We start from the raw sequence: 23,325 nt of genomic DNA on the forward strand, positions 1-23,325 counted from the left end.
TCTCCACAATATTTTTTTTAAATTTGATTAAGCCGGAATATTGATGTATGCTCGGTTATATCCTAAAATTGGACTGTATTCTGCATTGCCGTTTATTGCACCTAATTGCTCGTTGTTTTCGTCAGTAATTGGATTTACTAATTTTCCTTCATAAGTTAAGGTAATGGTTATCACATTTTCGAGGTATGTGACGGTAACATCGACACTGTCAATTTCTTCATCTTTTAAGATATTATCACTAATTTTTTCAAGGGTTTCAAGGGTCTTCGGTGTTTTTTCCTTGAGCAACTTTTCTATTTCCGTTATGAATTTCATTTTTTCTTCGTTGAAGTAATCTTCAGGGTCTTCTTGCCCTCGGATATATGTCCATGAAGCGGTATTTTTTTCTTTAAGTAGAAGAATTGAATTGATTCTATCTTCATTATTTTTGCGATAAATCCATGCAAATGATGCATATAATACTAAAGGCACAACATCAGCCAATACAAGTGCATACCAGATTCCCACACCTCCAAACATTGATGTTAATATGTATCCTCCTGCAAATGCCATTATGAATTCCTCTAATAGGTTCATTACTGATGCAAGCCTGTTTTGTTCTATTGCCTGGGCATAGTTTGAAAGCAGCAGTGATAAACTTCTTCCGATAATGCCGACAGAGGTGATACGAAGTGCCGAACAGATTACCTCAAGTTCTGAGGGATCATCAATGGTAAAAATAAATACAAAAATTTCCGGATACACTGCAAAAAGAATGCTTATTGGTATTGAAATAATGAGAACCTGCTTTAGGGACTTTTTAATAATGTATGAAACTGCTTCATAATCCTTTTCTTTATAAAATACAGTAACGATTGGGCTCATGACCTTTGCAATTGCTGATAAAAACATATACACCACGGTTTCACTGTTGTCATAGACAAGATACGCCATTAAACCTGCGGTGCCTAAAAATTCTGAACAAAGAACTGTGTAAAAAAGGACTTTAACAGTTATGAAAATTCTAGAAATCATTTCCGGTGTGTTCATTATGAACTCGTAAACGGTTTTATATATTTCTTTTATTTTAATTTTGTGGACCCAGTAGAATGAACGGTCTTCCTCGCGGAAATATTTTGATATATAAACTGCTCCAAGACCATAACCTATTACGCTGCCCAGTGATGAGCCTTCAACACCCAAATTAAAGACTCCCATTAAAATAAGGCTTGTAACTAGGTTTGATATATTTGCAATCAGCAATGCTATGAAAGGCAATTTAGGATAACCGTCTGAACGCACGAAGTAACCTAATGTCAGTATATAACAGTTAAAAGGGAAATAAAAGACAAGAATGTTGAAATACACTAAAAATACTATATAAATAGTTTGTGCGGGACCATAAAGGGCCATGATTAACTCGTCTCCCAGAATTAGACTGACTATTATATAAATGATATTTGCTATCATCACGCCCCTAATTGAAGCGCTAAAGTAATAGTTTGCCTTTTCATCATCCTGATCTGATTTTGCCCTGAGTGCCAATAAGCTCCCACCTACACCAAATAGAGTGTATAAAACAGTTGAAAAGTAGATGAAAGGGCTGGCCAGATTTATTGCAGCAAGCAATGTTGAATCTGGTATGAAGAAACCTATGAGTGCAACATCTACGATGAAACATATCTTGTCCGAAAGCAGCATCAATAATGTTGGAAGCAACAGTTCTCTGTATTTATGCTTTAAAAAATCAAAATTTCTGGTTAACATTTTTCACTCAGGTATTATTTTATGTATAATTAATATATTTGTTGATATTTTATTTAAAATATTATTTTTTCATGTTAATTTTGTGGTGGTTTGTCTAAAAATTCGGGAATGCCTTGACTTCTGCAAGTCGAGGATGTATCGAAAAGTTGGCTATACTTTTGTTAATTGTCTATTTAATTAGTTATTTTTTAAAATAGCTTGTTAAATAATGTATTTAGATGTAATTATATTGAAAAATAAGCGTTATGTGATACTTTTTTAAAAAAACAGTAAATTTAAAAATTAAAATTTAATTGCGGACAGTCAGAATATGTAAAAAAAGTTTATTTAAAAAATAAACTTTTTTTTAATTGTCTACTCTGGTTTTGGTATGTATGGTATTATTGCTTCAGCAAGTTTGCTTACTGGCATAGTCTGTATCCATACTCTTCCAGGACCGGTCATTTTTGCAAAAAACAGTCCTTCTCCACCAAACATCATGTTTTTAACACCTTTTACCCTTTGAATATCAAAGTCCACAGTTTCATCGAGTGCGGCAACATGTCCGTTGTCGACAAGAAGTGTTTCACCAGGTGCTAATGTCTTTTCAATAACATCTCCGTCAATTTCTAAAAATACCATTCCCTTTCCGGAGAATTTTTGAAGAATAAATCCTTCACCTCCGAATAGACCTGCTCCGAGTTTCTTTTTGAAGTACATGTCAATCTCAACACTGTCTTCGGTTGCCAAAAATGAGCTTTTCTGACCGATTATTGACTGTGATCCGTCTAGTCTTATAGGAATAATTTTTCCAGGGAAGTATGACGCAAATCCTACTTCTTCACCATCTCTTTGTGCTGTAAAAAAGTTCATGAAAAGTGTATCTCCGGCCAATGCTCTTCCAAGACCTTTCAGAAGCCCTCCTCCTGTGTTGGTATCCATTTTGATTCCGGGAGTCATGTAAGCCATTGAACCACTGTCATCCTTCATTCTTTCTCCTTTTTTCAATTTGCATTTAACAAGTGGAAATGCTCCACCTATAATTTCGTATTCCATTTAATTCACCTAATTAACTTTTTATTACTTTATAGTTATAATGATATTGATTTGTTTAATTGTTATTAAAAATTTTTTACATTTTTAAATACTTTTTAATTCATCATGTTGTTTAAGTTATTTTTTTAAATAATTATTTTTAAGGGAGTAATTTATTTTTTACTCATTAATATTTAGTTTAAATGCAGGCACTTACACTGCAGTTGCAAAATCCGAAAAAACAGACTTGTATTTGGCCAGTGAAGTTAATAAAATATTCACAGTCAATAAAGTATCAGAACCTATTGGTCCTTCATTGACAGTTGGTGCAGATGACATTAAATTTGGAGAAGATGCAGTTTTAGTCATTAAAACAAATTAATTAATGACTTCCAACAAAATATGTATTAGTAATCATGAGGTGTTGACATATTTGCTATTCAAGGCACTTATAGGTCATGTCTGTGATGATTTAATCTGAGGATTATCAATAAGGGTTTGATGAGTGATAATATAAGTGATGAGGTCTTTGAGGATAATCATTACCGATTGATAAGACAAGTAAATAAGACCTTGGGTCTTTAAGACTATCAATTCGATTAGAATAATATATATCTGTCAAAAATAAATATTTAATCAGGTGTTATTTTGAAGACTATAGTGATTAATGCAAGTCCGAGACGAAAGTGGAGCACTGCTGAAATTATGAAAGAGGCTGCAAAAGGGGCACAATCTGCTGGTGCTGAAGTGGAATACATTGATTTGTATAAACTCGATTTACATGGATGCATGAGCTGTCTTATATGTAAAAAAGCAGACAAGGAACCCTGCAAGTGTTACTGGAAGGACGACCTGTCTCCGTTAATCGAAAGGATACTTGATGCCGATGCACTGCTTATAGGCTCTCCGATATACTTCGGCGAACCGACAAGCCATTACAGGGCACTGCTTGAAAGACTGATATTCTGCATACTGTCCTATGACGGTTTCGGTTCATATTTTGAGGGCAAAGTCAATGTGGGACTCTTTTTCACAATGAATGCTCCGAAGGAGTATTATGAAAAGTTCATGGTCAACTATATTGAATCATCAAGCCATGTATTCAACATGCTTAACGGTGAAGTTAAGATTTATCCTGTACTTGATACATTGCAGGTCAGGGATTATTCAAAATACAGAATGGCCGCATTTGATGAGGAACACAAAAAAGAATATAGAAAAGCCCATTTTCCAACTGATTTGGAAAATGCATTTAAAATAGGTGCTGAGCTAAGTAGGGAATAATATGAAAACAATAATAATCAATGCAAGTCCCAGAAAGAAATGGAATACTGCAGAAGTTCTGGATGCAGCAAGAAAAGGTGCCGAATCAGTAGGTGCTGAAACAGAATATGTCAATTTATATGATTTGGTTTTTAAGGGATGCAGGAGCTGTTTAATCTGTAAAAGAAAAGATAAAACCAAAGGAAAATGTTACTGGAGAGATGACCTTACACCACTTCTTGAAAAAATATATGAAGCTGATGCTTTAATCATAGGCTCACCGATTTACTTTGGCCAGCCCACAAGCGAATTCAGGGCTCTTCTTGAAAGGCTGATCTTCTGTATCATGTCATATGACGACGGGTCAAGCTATTTTACGGGCAGGGTCAATGTAGGAATATTCTACACTATGAATGCACCGCTGGAATTCTATGAAGAGTCCATGAAAGACTCTCTTTCAAGCAATGAGTTTCTCTTCAAATACCTTAACGGTGAAGTAATTTCATATCCTGTCTGCGACACACTTCAGGTGCACAAATATTCAGAATACAATATGGCAGGCTTTTCACAGGAAGTAAAAGAAAAACAGCTGATTTTACAGTTTCCAAATGATTTGGAAAAGGCATTTGAAATTGCAGCCGAACTAAGCAAGGGGAAATAAATGAAAACTATTGTAATTAATGCAGGTCCAAAAAGGAAAGGACCTACAGCAAAAATAATGAAATCCGCCGCTGAAGGTGCAGAATCAGTGGGTGCTGATGTGGAATATGTTGATTTGTATAAATTGGATTTGCATGGATGTATGGAATGTATGATATGCAAACGGGAAGGAAAGTCAGGTAAATGCTACTGGAAAGATGAGACATCACCTTTAATTGAAAGGATTCTGGCGAGTGATTGCCTTTTAATTGGTGTTCCCATATTTTTTACAGACCCCACCAGCCATTTCAGGGCTTTGATGGAGAGACTTATATTCTGCGTAGTTGACTATGATGTCGGAATTGCTTTTAATGGAAAAATCAATGTAGGAATCTTTTATTCAATTAATTATTCTGAAAACTATTATGAAAAGCAGGTCCGTTCACATCTTAAGATATCTGAAGATTTGTTTAAACTCTTCAATGGTGAAGTTGAATCCAATTATATTTCACACATTTCTGTAAGAGAATATAATCTTGCTGAATCTGGTGATGAAAGCATTAAAGCAAAAGAAGAAGAATTTGCAGCTGATTTAAAAAATGCTTTTGAAATTGGAGCTAAATTAAGCAGGTAATATTTAAAGCTTTTTGAAGTGTGCATCTGTGCTTTTTTGCACTTCAAAAAATCATATAAAAATTAAAAAACCAAGTAGTATTAGGATTTAATAATCCCGGCTTGGTTAACGATAAAGTTTAAATGGTAATGGTTAGTATTTCGGTTGAATTGTATCTCTTTTTTTTGTATTGTTAACCGGGTCTTAATCTGACATAGTGAACAATATTCCTTCAATAATCAGAATAATGCCGATTATTATTGCAAGATATACTGGCTGGTTACTTGCAAATGTTCCAAGAGCAATAGCCAGAATACCCATTAAAATGGATAATATTGAAGAAAAGGCAGATGCTCTGTGATATCCGGAAATTAATGCACTTATTCCGCATACAATCATAATTATTCCAACAATATAGAACTGTATGCCGATTAAGAATGATAATGCATTAATGTAGAATATGAACAGGAATCCAAAGATTACCGCAATTATTCCAATAATCATAATAATAGTTGAAAAAATGCCTGCATTGGATGACCTCATATTCCATCCCATGAATACTGTAGTTATTCCATAGAATAGTAAACTTAAACCTACAATTATGGATACGAGTTCACTGGAAAACATCGGGAAAATAATGAAAATCAAACCTAAAATAATTGAAAACAATCCGAAATATCTGTTAACACTCATCTATTTCACCTCCATTAACTTAAGCTAATTTTTATATATGATAAGATATTATTTAAAAATATGTCTGATTTTGAACAAATAATTAATACAAGAAGAAGCATTCGTGAATATGCTAAAAAGGATGTCAGCGATGAAGATATATTAAAAATCATCAGGGCAGGAATGCAGGCACCAGGTTCAAGGCTTGGAGCTGAACCATGGGAGTTTGTAGTAGTCAAAAACAAGGAAACACTGGCTAAACTTGGTGAAATCAAACCGAGAGTTACAAATGCTCCTGTTGCAATTGTATTGGTGGCAAACATTGAAAGAGCATTCTATAAAACTGTCTGGCAACAGGATATGGGTGCGGCTGCAGAAAATATGCTTCTTGAAGCAGTCAATCTTGGATTAGGTGGTCTGTGGAATGGAGTAGCACCTGAAGAGGAAAGAATGGAAAAAATAGGTAAAATCATTGGAATAGATGATATAACCGAAACCAAACCTTATTGTATCATTACAATCGGTTATCCTGCCGAAGGCTGGGAAAACAAATTCATGGACAAGTTTGATGAAGAAAGGATTCACTATGAAAAATACTAGCTATGATTTTACAAATCTTATTGACAGGCATAATACCAGCTGTGTGAAATGGGACTTTTTTGATGATGATTTGCCTATGTGGGTGGCTGATATGGACTTCAGGGTTGCTCCGGCAATTCAAAAAGCAATCCAAAAAAGAGCCGCACATCCCGTATACGGATACACTATAGTTCCCGATGAACTGTTTGAAGCATACATTAACTGGTGGGATTGCCGTTATGAATTTAAAATGTCAAAAGAAGACATGATCTATTCAATCGGCGTAATGCCGTCAATAGCTTCAATGATTAGATGTTTAACTGATGTCGGTGATGAAATATTGATTCAGTCACCTGTTTATCATGTATTTTTCTATTTTATCCAAGACAATAACCGCAAGGTCCTGGAAAATGAGCTTATATATGAAAATGGCGCATACAGAATTGATTTTGATGATCTTGATGAAAAATTATCCCGCGTTAAGATGATGATACTCTGCAATCCTCAAAATCCTGTGGGTAAAATCTGGTCAAAAGATGATCTGGCAAGAATTGGTGAGCTGTGCAAAAAACATGATGTAATTTTAATATCTGATGAAATTCACTGTGACTTGACTGATCCAGGTGTTAAATACAATCCCTTTGAAACATCATCTGATTATGATAAGGTCATTACATGTCTGTCACCTTCAAAATCATTTAACATAGCAGGATTTCAAAGCTCTGTTGTTCATACAAAAAACACAGAACTTCTTGAAAAAATCAGAACCCAGATGCATGTGGATAATTCAGACGCATGCAATGTCTTTGCAGCAACTGCCGTAATTGCAGCATATAATCACTCAGAAGACTGGCTGGAAGAGCTTAAAGAAGTTTTATATGAAAACAGATGTACTGTTGATAATTTTTTAAAAGAAGAACTGCCGATTGTTAAACTGGTTCCGGGTGATGCGACCTATCTTTTGTGGCTTGACTGTTCGGCACTGAACGTCCACTCAAAGATTTTAGGGGAATTTTTAAGAACAAATCAGGGACTCTTTCTCTCTCCTGGCCATGAATTTGGTGAAATCGGCAAGGACTTTATGAGAATGAATATTGCATGTCCCAACGAATTGCTGATGGATGGTTTAAGACGCCTGAAAGCAGGTGTTATTACATTAAAAAATTTTAATAATGGTTTGTAGAAACAAATCATTTTTTCTTATTTTTACTATTTTTATATTATAATCTCAATATTGGCTTCATACTGTTATTTGGGGATTATTTAAGCTTAAAACTATATATATGATGTAAATCTTTATATATTATAAAAAATGTATTATTAATCAAGAGGTAAAACCTCCACAATTAGATGATAATCTAATTGGCCAAATTTAATGGTAGATAATCAATATCGTGTGTTAAATTGCAGGATTCTATTCTGCAATTGATATTGATTTTGAATTGTATCAAACTTTTTTTTTAAATTAGTATTTTTGTATTCACTTTATTTGCTAATGTTTTAGAGATTTTTAAATAGGATAAATATATTTAATTGTAATAGAAAAAATAATTGTTATTTTGAAGAAAATGAATATTGCATGTCCTCAGGAATTGCTGATGGATGGTTTAAGACGCCTGAAAGCAGGTGTTATAACATTAAAAAATTTTAATAATGGTTTGTAGAAATCAAACCATTATTCAGTTATTGTTATTGAACTTTTATAGGTTGCCTTGTTAATTTTGGAAGTTGCAGCAGTAGTAATGTCAACATTGTGGATTCCAGTCTTTAATCCCTCGGTTGAAATTGTGGCCTGACCGTTCTTGTTTGTTTTGACTGTAAAAGTTTTGGATGTCTTGCCGCTCCAGACTTTAATTGTAGCTTTAACGCCGCTTAAAACTTTTTTTGTTTCTTTATTTTTGACTGTGATTTTGAAAGTGGTTGTGTTGTTGAGAGATGCTGTTATTTTAGGAGCTGAAATGCTCAGTTTTACTTTTGTAATTTTAATGGAGCTTGCTTTTTCATAGCCGACCATATATTTATTAGCATTGTTGATGAGCACTTTATGACTGCCCAGTGATAATTTGGAGGTGTCATATTTTGCAATACCTTTTGAATTGGTTTTAACACTGACTGTTTTATATTTTTTACCTGTAAATACTTTTAATTTGAGTTTAATGCTGCTCATTGCATTTTTTGTAAACATGTTTGTAACTTTAACGGTGAAATATTTGCCTGATGCAGTGCTGGTGGTTAATTTTGAAGGAGTAAATGTAAGATAGGTTTTAGCTATTTGGAAATTGTTTAATTTAACTGAATTCGGGGTAAGGTATTTTGACTGGGTTTTTGCAGTCAGGCTGTATTTTCCCGGATTGAAAGGAACATTGTATGTGACAGTTCCTTTTGAATTTGTTGTCAGTGTAACTTTTTTACTGTTTGAAAATTTAACGCTGATTTTTTCGTTTGCAATTCCTTTTCCGTTAGCCAGATTTGTCAGCTCAAAGGTAAGCCTGGTGTCCTTGTAATATGCTCCGGTCTGTTTTAATTTGAGATATGTGCTTATTCCGGATATTCCCATTGAAAAGTTTGGTGTGGTCAAATCGAAAGTTTCACCTAAAAATTCCGCTTTGATGAAATATGTTCCAGGTAATCTGTTGAAATTGACTTCAAATTTTCCGTTATCGTCGGTTTTAAATTCTTTCCAGAAATTATTGTTTACATATATTCCCACATTCTCATTTGCGATACCCTTATTTTCACTTAAATTGGTCAGGGATACTTTAAGCTTAATTTCTCCGTAATAGTTGCCTGTCTGTGAAATTTCAAGGGATGTGTTATGAGATGAGGTTTTTGCATAACCTCCAGAAAGCTTTTCATCTTCACTAACTGCAATAACATCACTGTCTTCATCTGATGAAGCCATAAGTGAATCATCTGCTGCAGTATCATTCAAATCAGCCGCGCTGGCTGCAGATATTGATAAAAACAGTATTGTTAAAGATAATAATATTAATGTAAATTTTTTATTACTCATAAGGTAATTTTTCTAAATTATTCTATTAATATCTGTCTATGAAATCCTGAATCAGCCAGTCTGAAATGCTGATGTCTGAATCATATCTGATAATTTCGTCCTTTTTAAACCATTTCGCCTTGAGGATTTCATCGCCGTCAACTTTGATATCTCCTGAGTCATACTCGGCAGTGAATGCCAGCATCAGGGAATTCGGAAACGGCCAGGACTGGCTTTTTTGATATTTCAGGTTTTTGATTTTAATGCCTACTTCTTCAAGAACCTCTCTGTGAACCGCTTCTTCAATTGACTCTCCAGGTTCCACAAAACCTGCAATAAGTGCATATCTGATGTTGTCATGGTAGCTGTGTTTGGCCATAAGCAATTCATCCCCATTTCTGATAGCTACAATAATTGCAGGAGCGATGCGCGGATAGTGCACTTGTCCGCAGGAAGGGCATTTTAACATCATGTCCTTTTCATCTAATTGAGTTTCAACTCCGCATCTTCCGCAAAATCTGTGTAGGAGGTACCAATCTCTGACCAGAACAGCTTTTCCACCGATATGGTAGAGGTCATGGTCAAATTCATAGACTTCCTGAAGAGGATAGAATTCATCTTCGCTTTTGGCACTGACAACAAATGCTTTTTTGCCTTTGTATATGCCGATATATAAGCAAAAGTCAACGTTAAAGTTATCCAAGGTTTTTGGCAATTCTTTATTTTCGGTTAAATAGAGTTCTCTGTTTTCATTAAAAATAAATAGGTAATCGTCATCTGCTGGTGTAATTTCGTCACTGAACTCAATCTGGTAGTTTTCATAGAGGGATTTTTCTATCATGGTTAATGATTTATATTGAAAATTAATAAATTGATTGATTGGGAGGTGATGGCGTGGGGTAATCTGGTAAATTTTTTGTGAAATTTAACTATGAAAAGTAATCTAAACTCCATTCATTGAGTTTTTAACCTCTCCTTTAAAAAGTTACAAAGTTCGTTGAAATTCAATCCGTTACTTTAGCTAAGCCAAAGCAATTTCAAAAATCCGATGACGGTTTTTGAAAAAAGATAAAAAACCCAGATTAAGTTCGCCATAGGCTAACACCTCTTTTTTAATGAATTTTTTCTCATTTAATATTTTAATCGTATATAATTCAAAATCAAAGCGTTTATATAATATTAAAAAAATATATTTAATTACACATATCATGTGTTTTTAATGAATATTTTTTTGTTTTCATTTATTCGTAATAAATTGTAAAATGAGATGGTTTTTCCATCTCTTTTCAAAATCCTTTTTTTTCTAAATTTTTAAATAGATTAAAATATATAATAATTATTTACAGAAAAATTAAATTGGTGATATAAAATGGTATCAGAAAAAATGGAAAAAGCATTAAACGGACAATTAAACGCTGAAGTTTACTCAGGATATTTATACTTATCTATGGCTGCTTACTTTGAAGATGAAGACTTAGCAGGATTTGCTAACTGGATGAGAGTTCAGGCTGCAGAAGAATTAGAACACGGAATGAAATTCTATGACTACATCATCAGAAGAGGAGCTTCCGTAACCTTAACAGCAATTGACGGACCTCAAACCGAATGGGACTCTCCTCTCGCTGCATTCGAACATGTTTTAGAACATGAAAAAATGGTATCCGGTCTTATCAACGATTTAGTTGACTTAGCTATTGAAGAAAAAGACCACGCAACCAACAACTTCCTCCAATGGTTCGTAGAAGAACAGGTTGAAGAAGAAGAAAACGCAATGGAATTGCTCGCTAAAGTTAAATTTGCAAACGGCGACAACAGATTAATGTATGAATTAAACAAAGAATTAGGTGAAAGATCACCTTCCGAAGACTAGATTTAATCTAGTCTAACTTACTTTTTTTTGATAATATGAATTATCCTGACGGTCCAACAGATAAGGCTCAGGTTGATTCTTGCCAGTACGACTCTGTATTATTGGGTGAAAACGATTTGGGAAGCGTGCATCTCCACGGTCCTTTTGGTGATGAAAATTCAGATATAAAAATAGCCTATCTCATAGGCATGCATCCTCTTGAAAGCAAATCCCACAGGGCGCTTTTTGAAAAGCTTATCTCTAAAACTGATTTGAATTACTGCTACTATCTCTACAATATCAATGTTAAAGATAAAACTACTGACAGCGAAGGCAGGGATGAAGGCCAGCTTCTTGCCCAGGAATTCGTAAAGGATGACATTATAGAAAAAAATTACAGTCTCTTTTTGGATATCCACTCAAACCGTGGTTCAGTGGGTCCCGGCAAGTATGAAATAACCAATTTTGTCTTTGCACCTGGATTTGACGATAAATCATCAGTTTATATGGATATTATAATTGATTCAATTGATGAGATAATTTATTATGCACCTGATTTTCGCTCAAGTCCAAAATACATAACAGAACCCACAGCCGAAGCAGGAATTGCCACACTTGTCTATGAATGCTATTCATATGAGCCGATGGAAGTAACTTTAAGTCTGGCCGGAAAATTAATCAATATTGTTGATAATCTATCGTTTTAACATATATATACTATTAAAAATAGATATTTAAAAGAAACTTATAATATTGGAAGTGAAAAAATGATTATCAGAGCACCTTCAAGAATACATATGTCCCTTATAGACTTGAACGGGTCATATAGGAGAGTCGACGGTGGAATTGGTCTTGCATTGCAGGATCCACAATTTGTTTTGGAAGTTGAGCAGATTGAAAGCGGAATTGAACTTGAATTTGCTGAAACTGTAACAGACCAGGAAGCTATTGAAGAATGCAGGGAAAAAATCCCTGATGCCGCAAAAAGAACTATTGAACATTTTGATATTGACGCAGGCTTTAAATTTACTGTACATAATACATATCCTCCACATTCCGGTTTTGGAAGCGGAACACAGATTGCTGTTTCAACAGCTCACCTGATAACAGAAACCATGGGCATTGAAATAGAAAGCCGTGAATTAAGCAGTATTGTTGGAAGAGGAGGAACCTCCGGAATCGGAACATACACTCACGATTTAGGCGGATTTATTTTAGACGGCGGACACAGCAAAGAAGAAAAACCTTTATTCCTGCCGTCCGGTGCATCACAGGCAAAACCTGCAACACTGATTGCCAGGTATGATTTTCCTGAAGAATGGGATATTCTAATTGCTATTCCTCACATAGAAAAACATGTGGAAGGAGATGATGAAGTTGATGTATTCCAGACATATTGTCCAATCCCTAAAGAGGAAGTTGAACAGGTATCTCACCTGATTTTAATGAACCTTGTTCCATTTATGCTTGAAAAGGACATTAAAAACTTCGGTTGGGCTGTAAGCGAGCTTCAAAAAGTAGGATTCAACAAGCTTGAACACTCATTGGATGACAGCTACCTGCCTACAATGAAAGCTATTGAAGATGCCGGAGCTTATGGTGTTGGAATCAGTTCATTCGGACCGGTTTTATATACAGTATTTGACGAATCAAATGCAGATATTGTAGAAAAAACTAAAGAGATTATTGGTGATAAAGGAACTGTATTTGTCACAAAAGCTCAAAACCATGGATTCACTATTGAAAAATAGTGTCCAATTTTCTTTTTTTTAAGGTCATCTACGACCTATTACTTTAACATCATCAAATGCATCATAATCTGATACATAAATCATGCAGACTTCATCCTTGATGCCGAATATGAAAGAATAGCTCTTTTCATCGTATTTTTGATAGTATCCGTCATATCCGAACATTTTTGTCGGTGTTCCTCCAAGTGTGGATGCCACTTCCCTGCTGTTGATTCCGTTTCCGGGTGTTCTTGTAACTCCGATTTCAATGTAATGCTTGTCGTTGCTCCATCCCATTGCACTTGATTTCACATTTCCGTCATAGCTGATTTCAGTTCTTGAGGGATCGTTTTTGTAGTCCATAGGGATTTCAAACTGGACATTGTCTACAGTTACAATTTGTGTTTGTGGTGTTAAAAGCATTGATGTTGACGCTGCGACAATTATAATTACAACGGCCGCAAGTATCAAAGCTGCAATAATTTTTGAATAATTCCTTTTTTCTTGGGGCACTTCGAAGCCGCAATTCTTGCAGAATTTGGCGTTTTCATTTAGTTTAGCACCACATTTTTCACAATGTCTGTCCATGATATACTATTTGGTTGGATGGTTAATATTCTTTTGTAAAAATAGATATTGTTAAATGGAAGTTAGTGAGGTTCTAACTTCCAATTTTCTAATATAGGTATGTCTTTAATCAATTTAAATTTCAAATCCGCCGTCCACTTTGATGATTTGACCATCAATGAATGATGAATCGTCACTTGCTAAAAACAGAGCGACGGTTGCAATGTCTTCAGGCACTCCATGTCTTTTTACAGGGCACTGGTCAATCATCTGCTGAAGTGCTCCAGGTCCTCCGATACTGTCGACCATTGCGGTGTGGATTAATCCCGGTGCAATACCGTTACATCTGATTTCAGGACCTAATTCCCATGCGATGGATTTGGTAAGTCCCATCATTGCATGTTTACTGTCAACATATGCTGCAAATCCGTGGTGTGCTCCAAAGGATGCTACAGAACATGTGTTTACAATAGTTCCTTTTCCTTTTTCTTTCATTACTGGTGCAACGAGCTGTGTAAGGCGCAGTGCTGAGGTAACGTTAACGTTGAATACTCTGTTCCATTCTTCAATTGTAAGGTCCATCAATGGAGACATTGAAAGCATTCCTGCATTATTGAACAGTACGTCGACAGTTCCGTATTCCTCCATTGTTGCATCAAAGATTTTTTCAACATCATCGAGGTTTGCCATATCTGCGATTACATAGATTGCTTCGCCTCCTTCAGCCTTAATGTCGTCTACTACTTCTTTTGCTCTTTCTTCGTTTCTTCCGGTAATGACAACTTTTGCTCCTTCAGCTGCAAATAATTTTGCAGAGTCTCTGCCCATACCGGAGGTTGCTCCTGTTACTATTGCTACTTTTCCGTCTAGTTTTCCCGTTTTCATCACCTTTTTAATACTGCCATGATAAATCATGACAGTTATGTTTGGTAATATATTTTTGATAATATTTAAATATTAACTTAATAATGTAAAAAATATTGTATATTATTCATTAAAATTCTTGAATTTTGGATTATCTTCAGTTTTTAATTAATCTCAAAGCATGCCGTGTTGGTAAAACAGGGTTATTTGATTGTAAAAAGGATGTAGATTAGAAAAATAGTTAATTGCGGTGTTAAAAAAATAATTTGGGAATTATAGTGGATTAAAAAAATCCTATAATTCCGTTACATGTTATAAGTCATAAACTTCAGCTGAAGGAACAATGACAATGCCGTTGTCTTCAATCACTTTAATTAGCTTATTGATGTCTTCTGCATGAAGCAGTAGAATAGCTTTATCTACTTTATCGTGTGTAAATGCATAAAGGTATTCTAAATCAATTTCATTGTCTTTGATTACTTTTAAAACGTCAGTAAGGCCACCGGGGGTATCATTCATTTCAACACCGATAATTTCAGTGATTTTAACCAGGAAATTATTTTCTTCAAGAACTTCTTTTCCTTTTAAAGGATCGTCGACAACAAGTCTTAAAATACCGAATTCGGAAGTGTCTGCCATACACATTGCTCTTATGTTAATGCCATTTTCTGATAAGACTTCAAGAGGTTTGGACAGGCTTCCCATTCTGTTTTGTAAAAATATTGATAGCTGTTTGATTTTCATGTTTTCACCTAATGTAAATTCCTTTCGTCAATTACTCTTTTTGCTTTTCCTTCAAATCTTGGTAGTGTTTTTGGTTCTACTAGTGTTACTTTTACTCTGATTCCTGTTTCGTTTTCGATTGATTTTCCGATTTTTTCCTGAATTGACATCATCTGTTTTACGCCGTCAAAGAAAATGTCCTGTGATGCTTCAACTTTAACTTCGATTTCATCTAAAGTTCCAGGTCTTGTAACTATAATCATGTAATGAGGCTCAACATCACCTGCTTTAAGCAGTGCTTTTTCAATTTGTGATGGGAAAATAGCTACTCCTTTAACCTTAATCATATCGTCGGATCTGCCTGTTATTCTGCTCATTCTTGCATGTGTCCTTCCGCATTCACATTTGTCATAAGTGATTTTGGTTAAATCTTTTGTTCTGAATCTTATGACCGGCATTCCTTCCCTTTCAAGATTGGTGAGTACAAGCTCTCCGGGGGTATTGGCGCCTAAGGTTTTGCCTGTGTTTGAATCGATGATTTCAGGATAGTAGATGTCTTCCGGAATGTGGAGACCTTTTTGCGCTTCACATTCAATACCTACTCCCGGACCCATAAGTTCGGTTAATCCGTAGATGTTGTATGCTTTGCATCCGAAGAGATTCTGAACTTTTTGTCTTATCTCTTCAGTCCACATTTCAGCTCCAAATCCGATAGCCTTGATTCCCAATTCTTTTGGATCAATTCCGTCTTCAAGTGCAACTTCTCCAAGGTGGATACCGTATGAAGGGGTAAATATGAGACCTGTTGTTCCAAAGTCGCTCATGATTTCAATCTGTCTGCGTGTCTGTCCGGTTGAAATAGGAATGATTGCAGCTCCAACCTTATGTGAACCGTAGTGAACACCGAATCCTCCGGTAAACATTCCGTATCCGTGTGTATTCTGAAGAATGTCTTCTTCACCTATTCCCATCATGGTCAGTCCACGTGCAATGGTTTCTGCCCATGTATCAAGGTCTTTTTCAGTGTAACCGGAAACAACTGGTTTTCCTGTTGTTCCTGATGATGAATGCAATTCTTTAATTTCTTTGATGTCGACTGCGAATAATCCGAAAGGATAGCTTTCTCTCAGGTCATCCTTTGTGATGAAAGGGAGTTTTTCAATATCTTTTAAAGTTTCTATATCTTCGGGAAATACTTCAGCTTCACTATATTTTTGATTGTAGTATGGAATTTTTTCAAATGCTCTTTTAACAGTAGCCTGAAGCTTTTTTAGTTGCAATTCTTCAAGGTCTTCCCTTGACATAGTTTCTATTTCTTCATTCCAAAACATATTTTGCCTCATTGATTTATTATAATATAATATATTACTCATAAGTAACTATAAAATTTTCTTTTGAAGAGTGATTTTTCAAAAACTTTGCTGATGAAATCTTTTTGCTCCATGTTGGCAGTGATGTTTTTTCTTTTTCAGAGGACGTTTTTTAATGGACTCATAGCTTCGGTTGCTTTTACTTTTGAAGGGTTATTTTTTTTAGTTTGGCCGAAATAATGAATTTTGTCCAATATTTTTTCATAATCTTTTTTTAATTCTGGATGTAAAAAATTATAACGTGGTTATAAATAGTAATTGTATAAAAATTAGATTAATTATAGTTTATTCGGACATTATTTTTTAAAATTTTTTTCGCATGTTTAGATTAATTAAATATTATTGTCAAACTGTATAATTTATATATTAGAATGTGTAATCTATTATTAACTACTCTAATATTGAGGTGGTATTATGAATTACAAGAAGTTCGGTATAGTCGGTGCAATAATTATTATAATTTGTGCATTAACAATGGTGACTGCCGTATCCAGTACTGATGCGGCAACAGATGACGGCAATTGTACATTACAAATTAATACAACTGCCAAATGGAGATTAGACCTGACAGTTGACGGCAATTATTCCTCTGCTGAGGGTGTCGGATCAAAGACCATAAACTTAAACACTACTGATTTGAAAATGGCAAGTGTAACTGTCAACCAGTATGGAGGCGGTACAACCACTGTCACATTGCTTAAAGGAAACGAGACTTTAAAAGATGGTAAATCAAATGGCGATGGTATAGAAACAATTTACTTCTATTATCAGGCTAAATAACCTTCTTTTTTTTAATTTTTTTGATGAAAATGAAATATAAACTTTTTTTATTTTTACTTATTTTTGTCTTTGCAGGTTCAGTTTCTGCAATCGACAACACTACAACTTCATCTGATGGCGAAATCCTCATAGATGATGATGGCTTTGCTCTTGGCATTGGTGAAGATATTTCTATTGAAGTTAGTGAGGATGAGGATATTTTAGATGCTTCACAAATCAGCGTTCGTGAAGGAGAATCAATCCAGTCTGCAATTGACAGGGCAAGTCCCGGAAGCACAATAACTGTAGAAAGCGGAACATATGAGGAAGATGTCATTGTTTCAAAGGAACTTTCACTGAAAAGTAACGGAGCTGTTTTGAAATCCTCAAAAACAGCTTTCATGATTCTTCCAGATGCAAATAACACTTCCATTTCAGGCTTTGACATTAGGATTTCCGACATTAACGGAACAGGAATATATGTCAATGCAAGCGGATGCAGGATAACTGACAATAAAATAACCGGAGGAAACATCGGGATTGCAACAGATGACTTTGCAAGAAATGTCTCCGGTGAAATAATAATAAGAGTAATTAACAACACTCTTATTGTTGGAAACAATATCACAGGTCTTAACGGTGCGGGAATATCAATCAACACATACAATCCTATTGTTTCAAGAAACAGGGTTATAAACATTGTAAATACTCGGGAAAATGGAACTGCAATAGGAATCAAGGTAAACGGAATCGGAATTGTATCAGATGATTTGACGGTTAGCGTAACCGACAACTATGTTTCGAATGTCAAGTCGCTGAAAGATTCTGCATACGGGCTTGATATTGGAGCAAACAGCATATTTGACACTTTAACAGGTTTGGATGTTGGAGGAAATGTTGTCAAAAACATTTTGGCTGCAGTTGAGGCATACGGGGTTTATGTAGATGTTTTTTCACTCAATACAACATTGCCTACAATCGATGTGTCTGATTTGGATGTAAGCAAAATCTCAACAAGCAGCAATGCAAATGCATCTGCAACAGGGCTGAGCGTTTCTGTAACAACAATAGGGCAGAATGACACTTCAAAAACTCTGATTCATGATGTTAAAGTTCGGGATGTTAAAGCGGTAGGTGAAAACTCTACTGCAACAGGCATAACAACAACAGGTGTCGGCTGTGTTGATGTGTATGTTTCAGACAATGATTTGAAAAATATCCGTGCAGATAAACTTCTTACCGCAATCTCAGCTACAGCAATAGAGTATACAAACTTCAAGGCAATGGTTGACGTATCCAGAAATAACATCACTGATCTTGAATCACGAAACATCAAGGCAATCAATGTGGTGTCACTTGGAAACGCCCGAATCAATAAAAACATTGTTTATGACCTCAAATCTGAGGAGGGGTTGCTGATAACCGGAATCACATTAAGCGTTGATGCAGGCGGAGCCAATGTAACAATTCCTCAGAATGCAACCATTGAGGAGATAATCGATTTCATTAAGAATATTGATTTCAACTTCAACAACACAAATTTTACAGTCAACGGAAATTTTTCTGCAATAGGAAACAATATTGAAGGAAGCGGTACTCAAACAGGTTTTGCGGTTATGAGACCTGCTGAAATTCATTATAATCGTGCTGTAAATCTGAAATACAATGTCTTAAAGGACAGTACAAGAAGATTTGTTCTGGAATCATATGACTATGACCCTGGAATGTCAAATGAGGAACTTGCATATCTGCTTTTGAAATCACAGGAAATGTTTGAAAACTGTACTGAAGAGGAACTTCGTAATATGAGTGTTTCTCTGGGAGCATTTTTAGACAAAATGTTCGCCAACCTTGACAATGCAACTTCAGGTGTAGTTGATGCAAGACACAACTGGTGGGGTAGCAATTCAAAACCTCCGGCTTCAAAATTCAAAAGCAACAAGGGAAAAATCGATTACAGTCCATGGCTGGTCATGACTGTCAGTGCAAATCCGAAATACATTGAAAAAGGAGAATACTCAAAAATAACCGTTGATGTCTATAAAGATTCTTCCGGAAGGGATCATTCATCAAAGGCCAAATTGTTTTTCTCAGGACCTAGAGTCACACTGTCAAGTGATCTGGGAAGCTTCAACGGCAAAAAGTCAGTTACTTTAAACTGGACAAACGGAAAAGCGAGCGCATATATGCGGGGCGACAGGGAAGGTTTGGCCACAGTAACTGCATCAGACTACGGCAGTGCTTTTACAACCGTACAGATTGGTGGAAATAATCATCATGGCTCCTATGGTGAAAGTCCTGAGGTTGAAAATGAAGAAGCATTACCTGTCTGCGGAAACCCTGTTTTACTTATAATTTTAGCTATTTTGATTAGTCTTGTGGGATTATATAAAAAAGAGTGAGTTAATCATCACTTTTTGCAAGCTCCACAAGCATTTATTTTTTTTTAACTTTTTGGAAAATCTTAAAAGTTTTTCATAGCTGAAATGTTAAATCTTAATCTTTTTTAAATATGAAATTAAATATAATATTGATGTTTTATTGAATTCATATCGACAATTCATAAAATGTTATATACTTTATTATAGTAATAATTAATTGTAAATTTTTAAAATCAATTTGATATGGAGAATATTAATATGGATATGATGAGTGTTTTATGGCAGGTCGGTATCTTTGCGTCAGTACTTGTTTTCGGTGTAAAAATAGGTCTCGCATCAGGTCTGGCCAATTTGTCAAAAAGATTATTTGCAATAATCTGTATTGCATATGGTGGAGGAGTGGTTCTGATTTCCGCTATTGCTTCTTTATATGCAGAACAGTTGATTCAGGCCATTTATGGATATAACACAATATTTTATATTATAATGGCTTCAATCATGATTGTTGCAGGTTTATTTACAATAAGAGAATGGAAAATACACGATAAAAATACATCTACTGCGACTTCTCTAGCTATTATTGCTCCTTGTCCATGTTGTTTTGGTTCAATTATTGCAAGTGTTCTGATTGTAGCACCAACAATCGGTGTCAGTTCACTTAACTTAAGTTGGTATGCTGCAGCAGCGCTCGTTGGAGTTATGATTGTAACCTATATTGCATCAAACACTATTATAAGATTTATTTCCAAACCTTATCCGGTTGTTTTGGGAAATTTCATGCTTTTGCTTGGTGCATATTTCTTGCTTTCAGCTATTGTAATTCCAAACATTGCAGGAGCTCTATCTAAAACAACAACTCCTATAACTATTGGTTCTCCTCAGGATATTCTGATGATTATTTTAGCATTCGCTATTCTAATTGCAGGAGGATTTATCCTGAAAAGAAACGGAAGAACTATTTTAGAATAAATTTTAGGTGAAAAAATATGGCTTTAAATATTCCAGGTGGAGAATTTTTAACAGGCTCTCTAGATGTTATCTCACAAAGTTTAACAATTCCTGTACTTGTAATATTGCTTGTAATTGTTATCATTACAATTATTTCATTGGGAGGAGTTATTGCCGAGTATACATCCAGAAAAAAAGTTCCAGTAGGCACTATCAGAGATTTGATTTATGACATCAATAATGCACAGACTATTGATGAGTTGAAAAATATAATTTCTTCTGCTAAAATTCCAAAAGCTCAAAAGAAGGTTTTAGATGAAATTGCATCTTCCGAGGCTTTAGGAAAAGATTCAAGAGAAGCATTAGCTCGTAAATTATTTGAATTTGAAGAAGAAAAAACATTATCAACATTACAAAAAACCGATATCATTACCCGTATCGGACCTACTTTAGGATTGATGGGTACATTGATTCCTATGGGTCCGGGTCTTGCGGCATTAGGTGCAGGGGACATCAATACTCTTGCAAGTTCCCTTACAGTTGCATTCAACACAACTATTGTGGGTATCGGTTCCGGTGCTTTATGTTATGTTCTTGGTAAAATTAGATCCGGATGGTATGACAGATACCTCTCAGATTTGGACGCATTAATCGATGCAGTACTTGACAGAATGAACTAGTGATTTTATGGTAAGAAAGCAAAGCAGACGAAGGTCTAAAAGAGTTGAAGAAGACCCGATGGCAGGTACATCCAACCTTGTGGATGCAATGCTTGTTATTGCGGTTGGTTTTCTGGTTTTTGTTATCATAAGCTGGAACATGCAGGCGATGATAGACCCGAATCAGAATATTCAGGAACAGATGCAGCAGCAGACTATGACTGAAGTGGATCAGGGCCAGCAGCTGAACGAGACACCGGACACCTCAAACAGTTCAGGTCAGGGTTATACCGAGATGGGTAAAGTTTACAAAGATCCTTCAACGGGTAAGCTGATTATGGTCGAGGGATAGAAATCCCTCAAATTTTTTTTCTATTTTTTTCTATTTTTTCTAAATCATTATATATCTTAAAAATCAATATATTTCTTGATAGTATACTGGTGATTTAATGGTAAGTGCAAACTTTTTTAGGGTTTCAATTTTTAATTTTATATCCTCATTCTTGATAGCTATTGTCATATCATACATATTCATTTCTTTAAAATTTAATTTGGGAATATATATTGCCTGTCTTTTTGGTTTGTACTTTTTGTCTGTCTATTCTTTGAATAATGTTGTTGAAGCTCGTGAAATTCCCAACAACTATCTCAGATTTATTTCTGTATTGATTTTATGCGCATTGTTTGATATAATATTAGTATTTGCCCTTCCGTTGATTTTCGGCCCAAATGTATTTCCTGCAGCTGAAAATGTAACCTTAAACTTAAGCGGATCAGTTTTTAATGTTCCTTTAGGCAGGGAATTTTATTTTGCTGTGATTGCAGTTGTCATGCTGATATTTAATTTCATAATATATAGAAGGCAAAAACACCTTTCAGATTAATGTGCCAAATTTTATAAATAGCTTTAATTAAATTAATACTTATTGATTTTTAATGGTGAATAATAACATGGAATTCTGTCCTGATTGTGGTAAGATGCTGATGCCGAAAGACGGCAAGATTAAATGTAGCTGCGGCTATGTGAAATCCTTGAAAAATGAAGATATTAAAGAGCAGTACACTATGGAAGGTGAAAAAAATCCTCAAGCAAAAGTTATAGTTACAGACAACAATAATGTTGCACTGCCTACAACTAAAATAACCTGCTATAAATGCGGCGGAACAAAAGGCTACTGGTGGACAGTACAGACAAGATCTGCTGATGAGGCTCCGACCAATTTTATACGCTGTGCAAAATGCGGTAACACATGGAGAAGTTCCAATTAGATATGATTTTCTATTTCAAAAACATTATTCTTTTTTTTTAAATTAAATAATTTGGATTGTTTCTAAAAAATTTTCAAATTAACTGATTTGCATCTAGGTAAATTTAGATTACAATACTTTTTTTTAATTTTTTCTACTCTATAATATAATATTATAGGGTGCTAGATTCATTGGAATGAATCTAGCGTAGTATTGGTCTGTTTTTCTTTGATTTTTAGTTCTTGTTGTCCTGTTTTTGATGGGGTTTTAGATTTTTGTTTGTTTTCTTTGGTATTTTTATTGTTTTTCGTGTTTTTCTTTTTTGGTGGTTGAAATTCTATTTTTCCTTCAGCTAGTTGTTGTAGTTCTGTTTTGTTTTGAATCCTGTTTGTACGACTATTGCTGTTAATAATAAGCATAAATAAATGTTTTTGTACATGGATTTGTCTGTAAAGCTGTGGAATTTTCCTAATCCGAATGCTCCTTTGGCTGCTTTAAAGAAATCTTCGATTATTCCTCTTATTGGTTTGTAATCTTTCCAATTTTTGAGTTTTATGAGCAATAGCTTCTGCAGGTGCTCTGTTAATTTTTTATTTTCACTGATCTCTTTTTTATCTTAATAATGCAAGAATACCACGACCTCTTTTAGGTTGTGGATGAATTGCAAGTTGGGCGTACTTATTTTGAATGTGATTTTCGTAGTTTTTTT

26 protein-coding genes are annotated in these 23,325 nt (G+C 34.9%); 15 read left to right on the top strand and 11 right to left on the bottom strand.

Going from position 1 to position 23,325, the window contains the following annotated elements:
* Positions 1-27: 27 nt before the first annotated feature.
* The 3 genes from QZN33_RS04440 to QZN33_RS04450 form a co-directional block, all read right to left on the bottom strand.
* Positions 28-1,746 (bottom strand): MATE family efflux transporter, encoded by a 1,719-nt coding sequence (locus tag QZN33_RS04440; RefSeq protein ID WP_296789746.1) that lies wholly within the window; start codon positions 1,744-1,746, stop codon positions 28-30.
* 354 nt (positions 1,747-2,100) lie between these two features.
* Positions 2,101-2,781, bottom strand: coding sequence for a TIGR00266 family protein (locus QZN33_RS04445; protein WP_296789747.1), 681 nt, complete (start codon positions 2,779-2,781; stop codon positions 2,101-2,103).
* Between the two features lie 192 nt (positions 2,782-2,973).
* On the bottom strand, positions 2,974-3,129 hold the full coding sequence (locus QZN33_RS04450; RefSeq protein WP_296789748.1) for a hypothetical protein: 156 nt from the start codon (positions 3,127-3,129) through the stop codon (positions 2,974-2,976).
* Between the two features lie 279 nt (positions 3,130-3,408).
* Here QZN33_RS04450 and QZN33_RS04455 point away from each other — a divergent pair, with 279 nt between their 5' ends.
* From QZN33_RS04455 to QZN33_RS04465, 3 genes are read left to right on the top strand one after another with little or no spacing between them, the layout of a single operon-like run.
* Complete coding sequence (locus tag QZN33_RS04455; RefSeq protein WP_296789749.1) at positions 3,409-4,044, top strand: flavodoxin family protein; 636 nt, start codon at positions 3,409-3,411, stop codon at positions 4,042-4,044.
* A gap of 1 nt (position 4,045) precedes the next feature.
* Entirely contained in the window at positions 4,046-4,684 is a 639-nt protein-coding gene (locus tag QZN33_RS04460) for a flavodoxin family protein (RefSeq protein ID WP_296789750.1), read from the top strand.
* Positions 4,685-5,296 (top strand): flavodoxin family protein, encoded by a 612-nt coding sequence (locus tag QZN33_RS04465; protein WP_296789751.1) that lies wholly within the window; start codon positions 4,685-4,687, stop codon positions 5,294-5,296. It begins immediately after the preceding gene.
* A 183-nt stretch (positions 5,297-5,479) separates the two neighbouring features.
* On the opposite strand, the gene QZN33_RS04470 is transcribed toward QZN33_RS04465, so the two are convergent.
* Positions 5,480-5,968, bottom strand: a complete 489-nt coding sequence (locus QZN33_RS04470; protein WP_296789752.1) for a DUF308 domain-containing protein — start codon at positions 5,966-5,968, stop codon at positions 5,480-5,482.
* 60 nt (positions 5,969-6,028) lie between these two features.
* Between QZN33_RS04470 and QZN33_RS04475 the strand changes: the two genes are divergently transcribed.
* Positions 6,029-6,547, top strand: a complete 519-nt coding sequence (locus QZN33_RS04475; protein ID WP_296789753.1) for a nitroreductase family protein — start codon at positions 6,029-6,031, stop codon at positions 6,545-6,547.
* Positions 6,516-7,709, top strand: a complete 1,194-nt coding sequence (locus tag QZN33_RS04480) for a MalY/PatB family protein (RefSeq protein ID WP_296789754.1) — start codon at positions 6,516-6,518, stop codon at positions 7,707-7,709. Before QZN33_RS04475 ends, QZN33_RS04480 begins: the two co-directional genes overlap by 32 nt.
* Before the next feature lie 492 nt (positions 7,710-8,201).
* Here QZN33_RS04480 and QZN33_RS04485 read toward each other — a convergent pair whose 3' ends face one another.
* Together QZN33_RS04485 and nudC are read right to left on the bottom strand one after the other, a co-directional pair.
* A complete protein-coding gene (locus QZN33_RS04485; RefSeq protein ID WP_296789755.1) occupies positions 8,202-9,539 on the bottom strand; it encodes a hypothetical protein in 1,338 nt (445 codons plus the stop codon).
* Between the two features lie 25 nt (positions 9,540-9,564).
* Entirely contained in the window at positions 9,565-10,359 is a 795-nt protein-coding gene (gene nudC, locus QZN33_RS04490; RefSeq protein ID WP_296789756.1) for an NAD(+) diphosphatase, read from the bottom strand.
* 528 nt (positions 10,360-10,887) lie between these two features.
* On the opposite strand from nudC, the gene QZN33_RS04495 reads away from it, so the two are divergent.
* The 3 genes from QZN33_RS04495 to QZN33_RS04505 are packed head-to-tail and all read left to right on the top strand — an operon-like array spanning position 10,888 to position 13,118.
* A complete protein-coding gene (locus QZN33_RS04495) occupies positions 10,888-11,388 on the top strand; it encodes a ferritin (protein WP_296789757.1) in 501 nt (166 codons plus the stop codon).
* A gap of 35 nt (positions 11,389-11,423) precedes the next feature.
* On the top strand, positions 11,424-12,074 hold the full coding sequence (locus QZN33_RS04500; protein WP_296789758.1) for an adhesin: 651 nt from the start codon (positions 11,424-11,426) through the stop codon (positions 12,072-12,074).
* A gap of 60 nt (positions 12,075-12,134) precedes the next feature.
* A complete protein-coding gene (locus QZN33_RS04505) occupies positions 12,135-13,118 on the top strand; it encodes a beta-ribofuranosylaminobenzene 5'-phosphate synthase (protein ID WP_296789759.1) in 984 nt (327 codons plus the stop codon).
* Positions 13,119-13,142: 24 nt separating this feature from the next.
* Here QZN33_RS04505 and QZN33_RS04510 read toward each other — a convergent pair whose 3' ends face one another.
* The 4 genes from QZN33_RS04510 to QZN33_RS04525 form a co-directional block, all read right to left on the bottom strand.
* Positions 13,143-13,685, bottom strand: coding sequence for a zinc ribbon domain-containing protein (locus QZN33_RS04510; RefSeq protein ID WP_296789760.1), 543 nt, complete (start codon positions 13,683-13,685; stop codon positions 13,143-13,145).
* 114 nt (positions 13,686-13,799) lie between these two features.
* Positions 13,800-14,579, bottom strand: a complete 780-nt coding sequence (locus QZN33_RS04515) for an SDR family NAD(P)-dependent oxidoreductase (RefSeq protein ID WP_296789761.1) — start codon at positions 14,577-14,579, stop codon at positions 13,800-13,802.
* 261 nt (positions 14,580-14,840) lie between these two features.
* Entirely contained in the window at positions 14,841-15,272 is a 432-nt protein-coding gene (locus tag QZN33_RS04520) for an acetolactate synthase (protein ID WP_296789762.1), read from the bottom strand.
* A gap of 8 nt (positions 15,273-15,280) precedes the next feature.
* Entirely contained in the window at positions 15,281-16,582 is a 1,302-nt protein-coding gene (locus QZN33_RS04525; RefSeq protein ID WP_296789763.1) for a phenylacetate--CoA ligase family protein, read from the bottom strand.
* Between the two features lie 453 nt (positions 16,583-17,035).
* Here QZN33_RS04525 and QZN33_RS04530 point away from each other — a divergent pair, with 453 nt between their 5' ends.
* From QZN33_RS04530 to QZN33_RS04560, 7 genes are all read left to right on the top strand, one after another.
* Positions 17,036-17,401 carry a hypothetical protein gene (locus QZN33_RS04530; RefSeq protein WP_296789764.1) on the top strand — a complete coding sequence of 122 codons (366 nt, stop codon included), beginning with the start codon at positions 17,036-17,038 and terminating at the stop codon, positions 17,399-17,401.
* A gap of 29 nt (positions 17,402-17,430) precedes the next feature.
* Complete coding sequence (locus tag QZN33_RS04535) at positions 17,431-19,782, top strand: right-handed parallel beta-helix repeat-containing protein (RefSeq protein ID WP_296789765.1); 2,352 nt, start codon at positions 17,431-17,433, stop codon at positions 19,780-19,782.
* A gap of 237 nt (positions 19,783-20,019) precedes the next feature.
* Positions 20,020-20,730, top strand: a complete 711-nt coding sequence (locus tag QZN33_RS04540) for a DUF2162 domain-containing protein (RefSeq protein WP_296789766.1) — start codon at positions 20,020-20,022, stop codon at positions 20,728-20,730.
* A gap of 17 nt (positions 20,731-20,747) precedes the next feature.
* Entirely contained in the window at positions 20,748-21,389 is a 642-nt protein-coding gene (locus QZN33_RS04545; RefSeq protein WP_296789767.1) for a MotA/TolQ/ExbB proton channel family protein, read from the top strand.
* Positions 21,390-21,396: 7 nt separating this feature from the next.
* Entirely contained in the window at positions 21,397-21,720 is a 324-nt protein-coding gene (locus tag QZN33_RS04550; protein WP_296789768.1) for a DUF2149 domain-containing protein, read from the top strand.
* A 97-nt stretch (positions 21,721-21,817) separates the two neighbouring features.
* Positions 21,818-22,252 (top strand): hypothetical protein, encoded by a 435-nt coding sequence (locus tag QZN33_RS04555; RefSeq protein WP_296789769.1) that lies wholly within the window; start codon positions 21,818-21,820, stop codon positions 22,250-22,252.
* A gap of 67 nt (positions 22,253-22,319) precedes the next feature.
* The gene (locus tag QZN33_RS04560; protein ID WP_296789770.1) at positions 22,320-22,637 is read left to right on the top strand and encodes a transcription factor S; all 318 of its coding nucleotides are present in this window, start codon (positions 22,320-22,322) and stop codon (positions 22,635-22,637) included.
* 331 nt (positions 22,638-22,968) lie between these two features.
* On the opposite strand, the gene QZN33_RS04565 is transcribed toward QZN33_RS04560, so the two are convergent.
* A complete protein-coding gene (locus QZN33_RS04565; protein ID WP_296789771.1) occupies positions 22,969-23,178 on the bottom strand; it encodes a hypothetical protein in 210 nt (69 codons plus the stop codon).
* Positions 23,179-23,325 lie beyond the last annotated feature (147 nt).

Origin of the sequence: uncultured Methanobrevibacter sp., from assembly GCF_900314615.1 — an archaeon.
Taxonomy (GTDB): Archaea; Methanobacteriota; Methanobacteria; order Methanobacteriales; family Methanobacteriaceae; genus Methanocatella.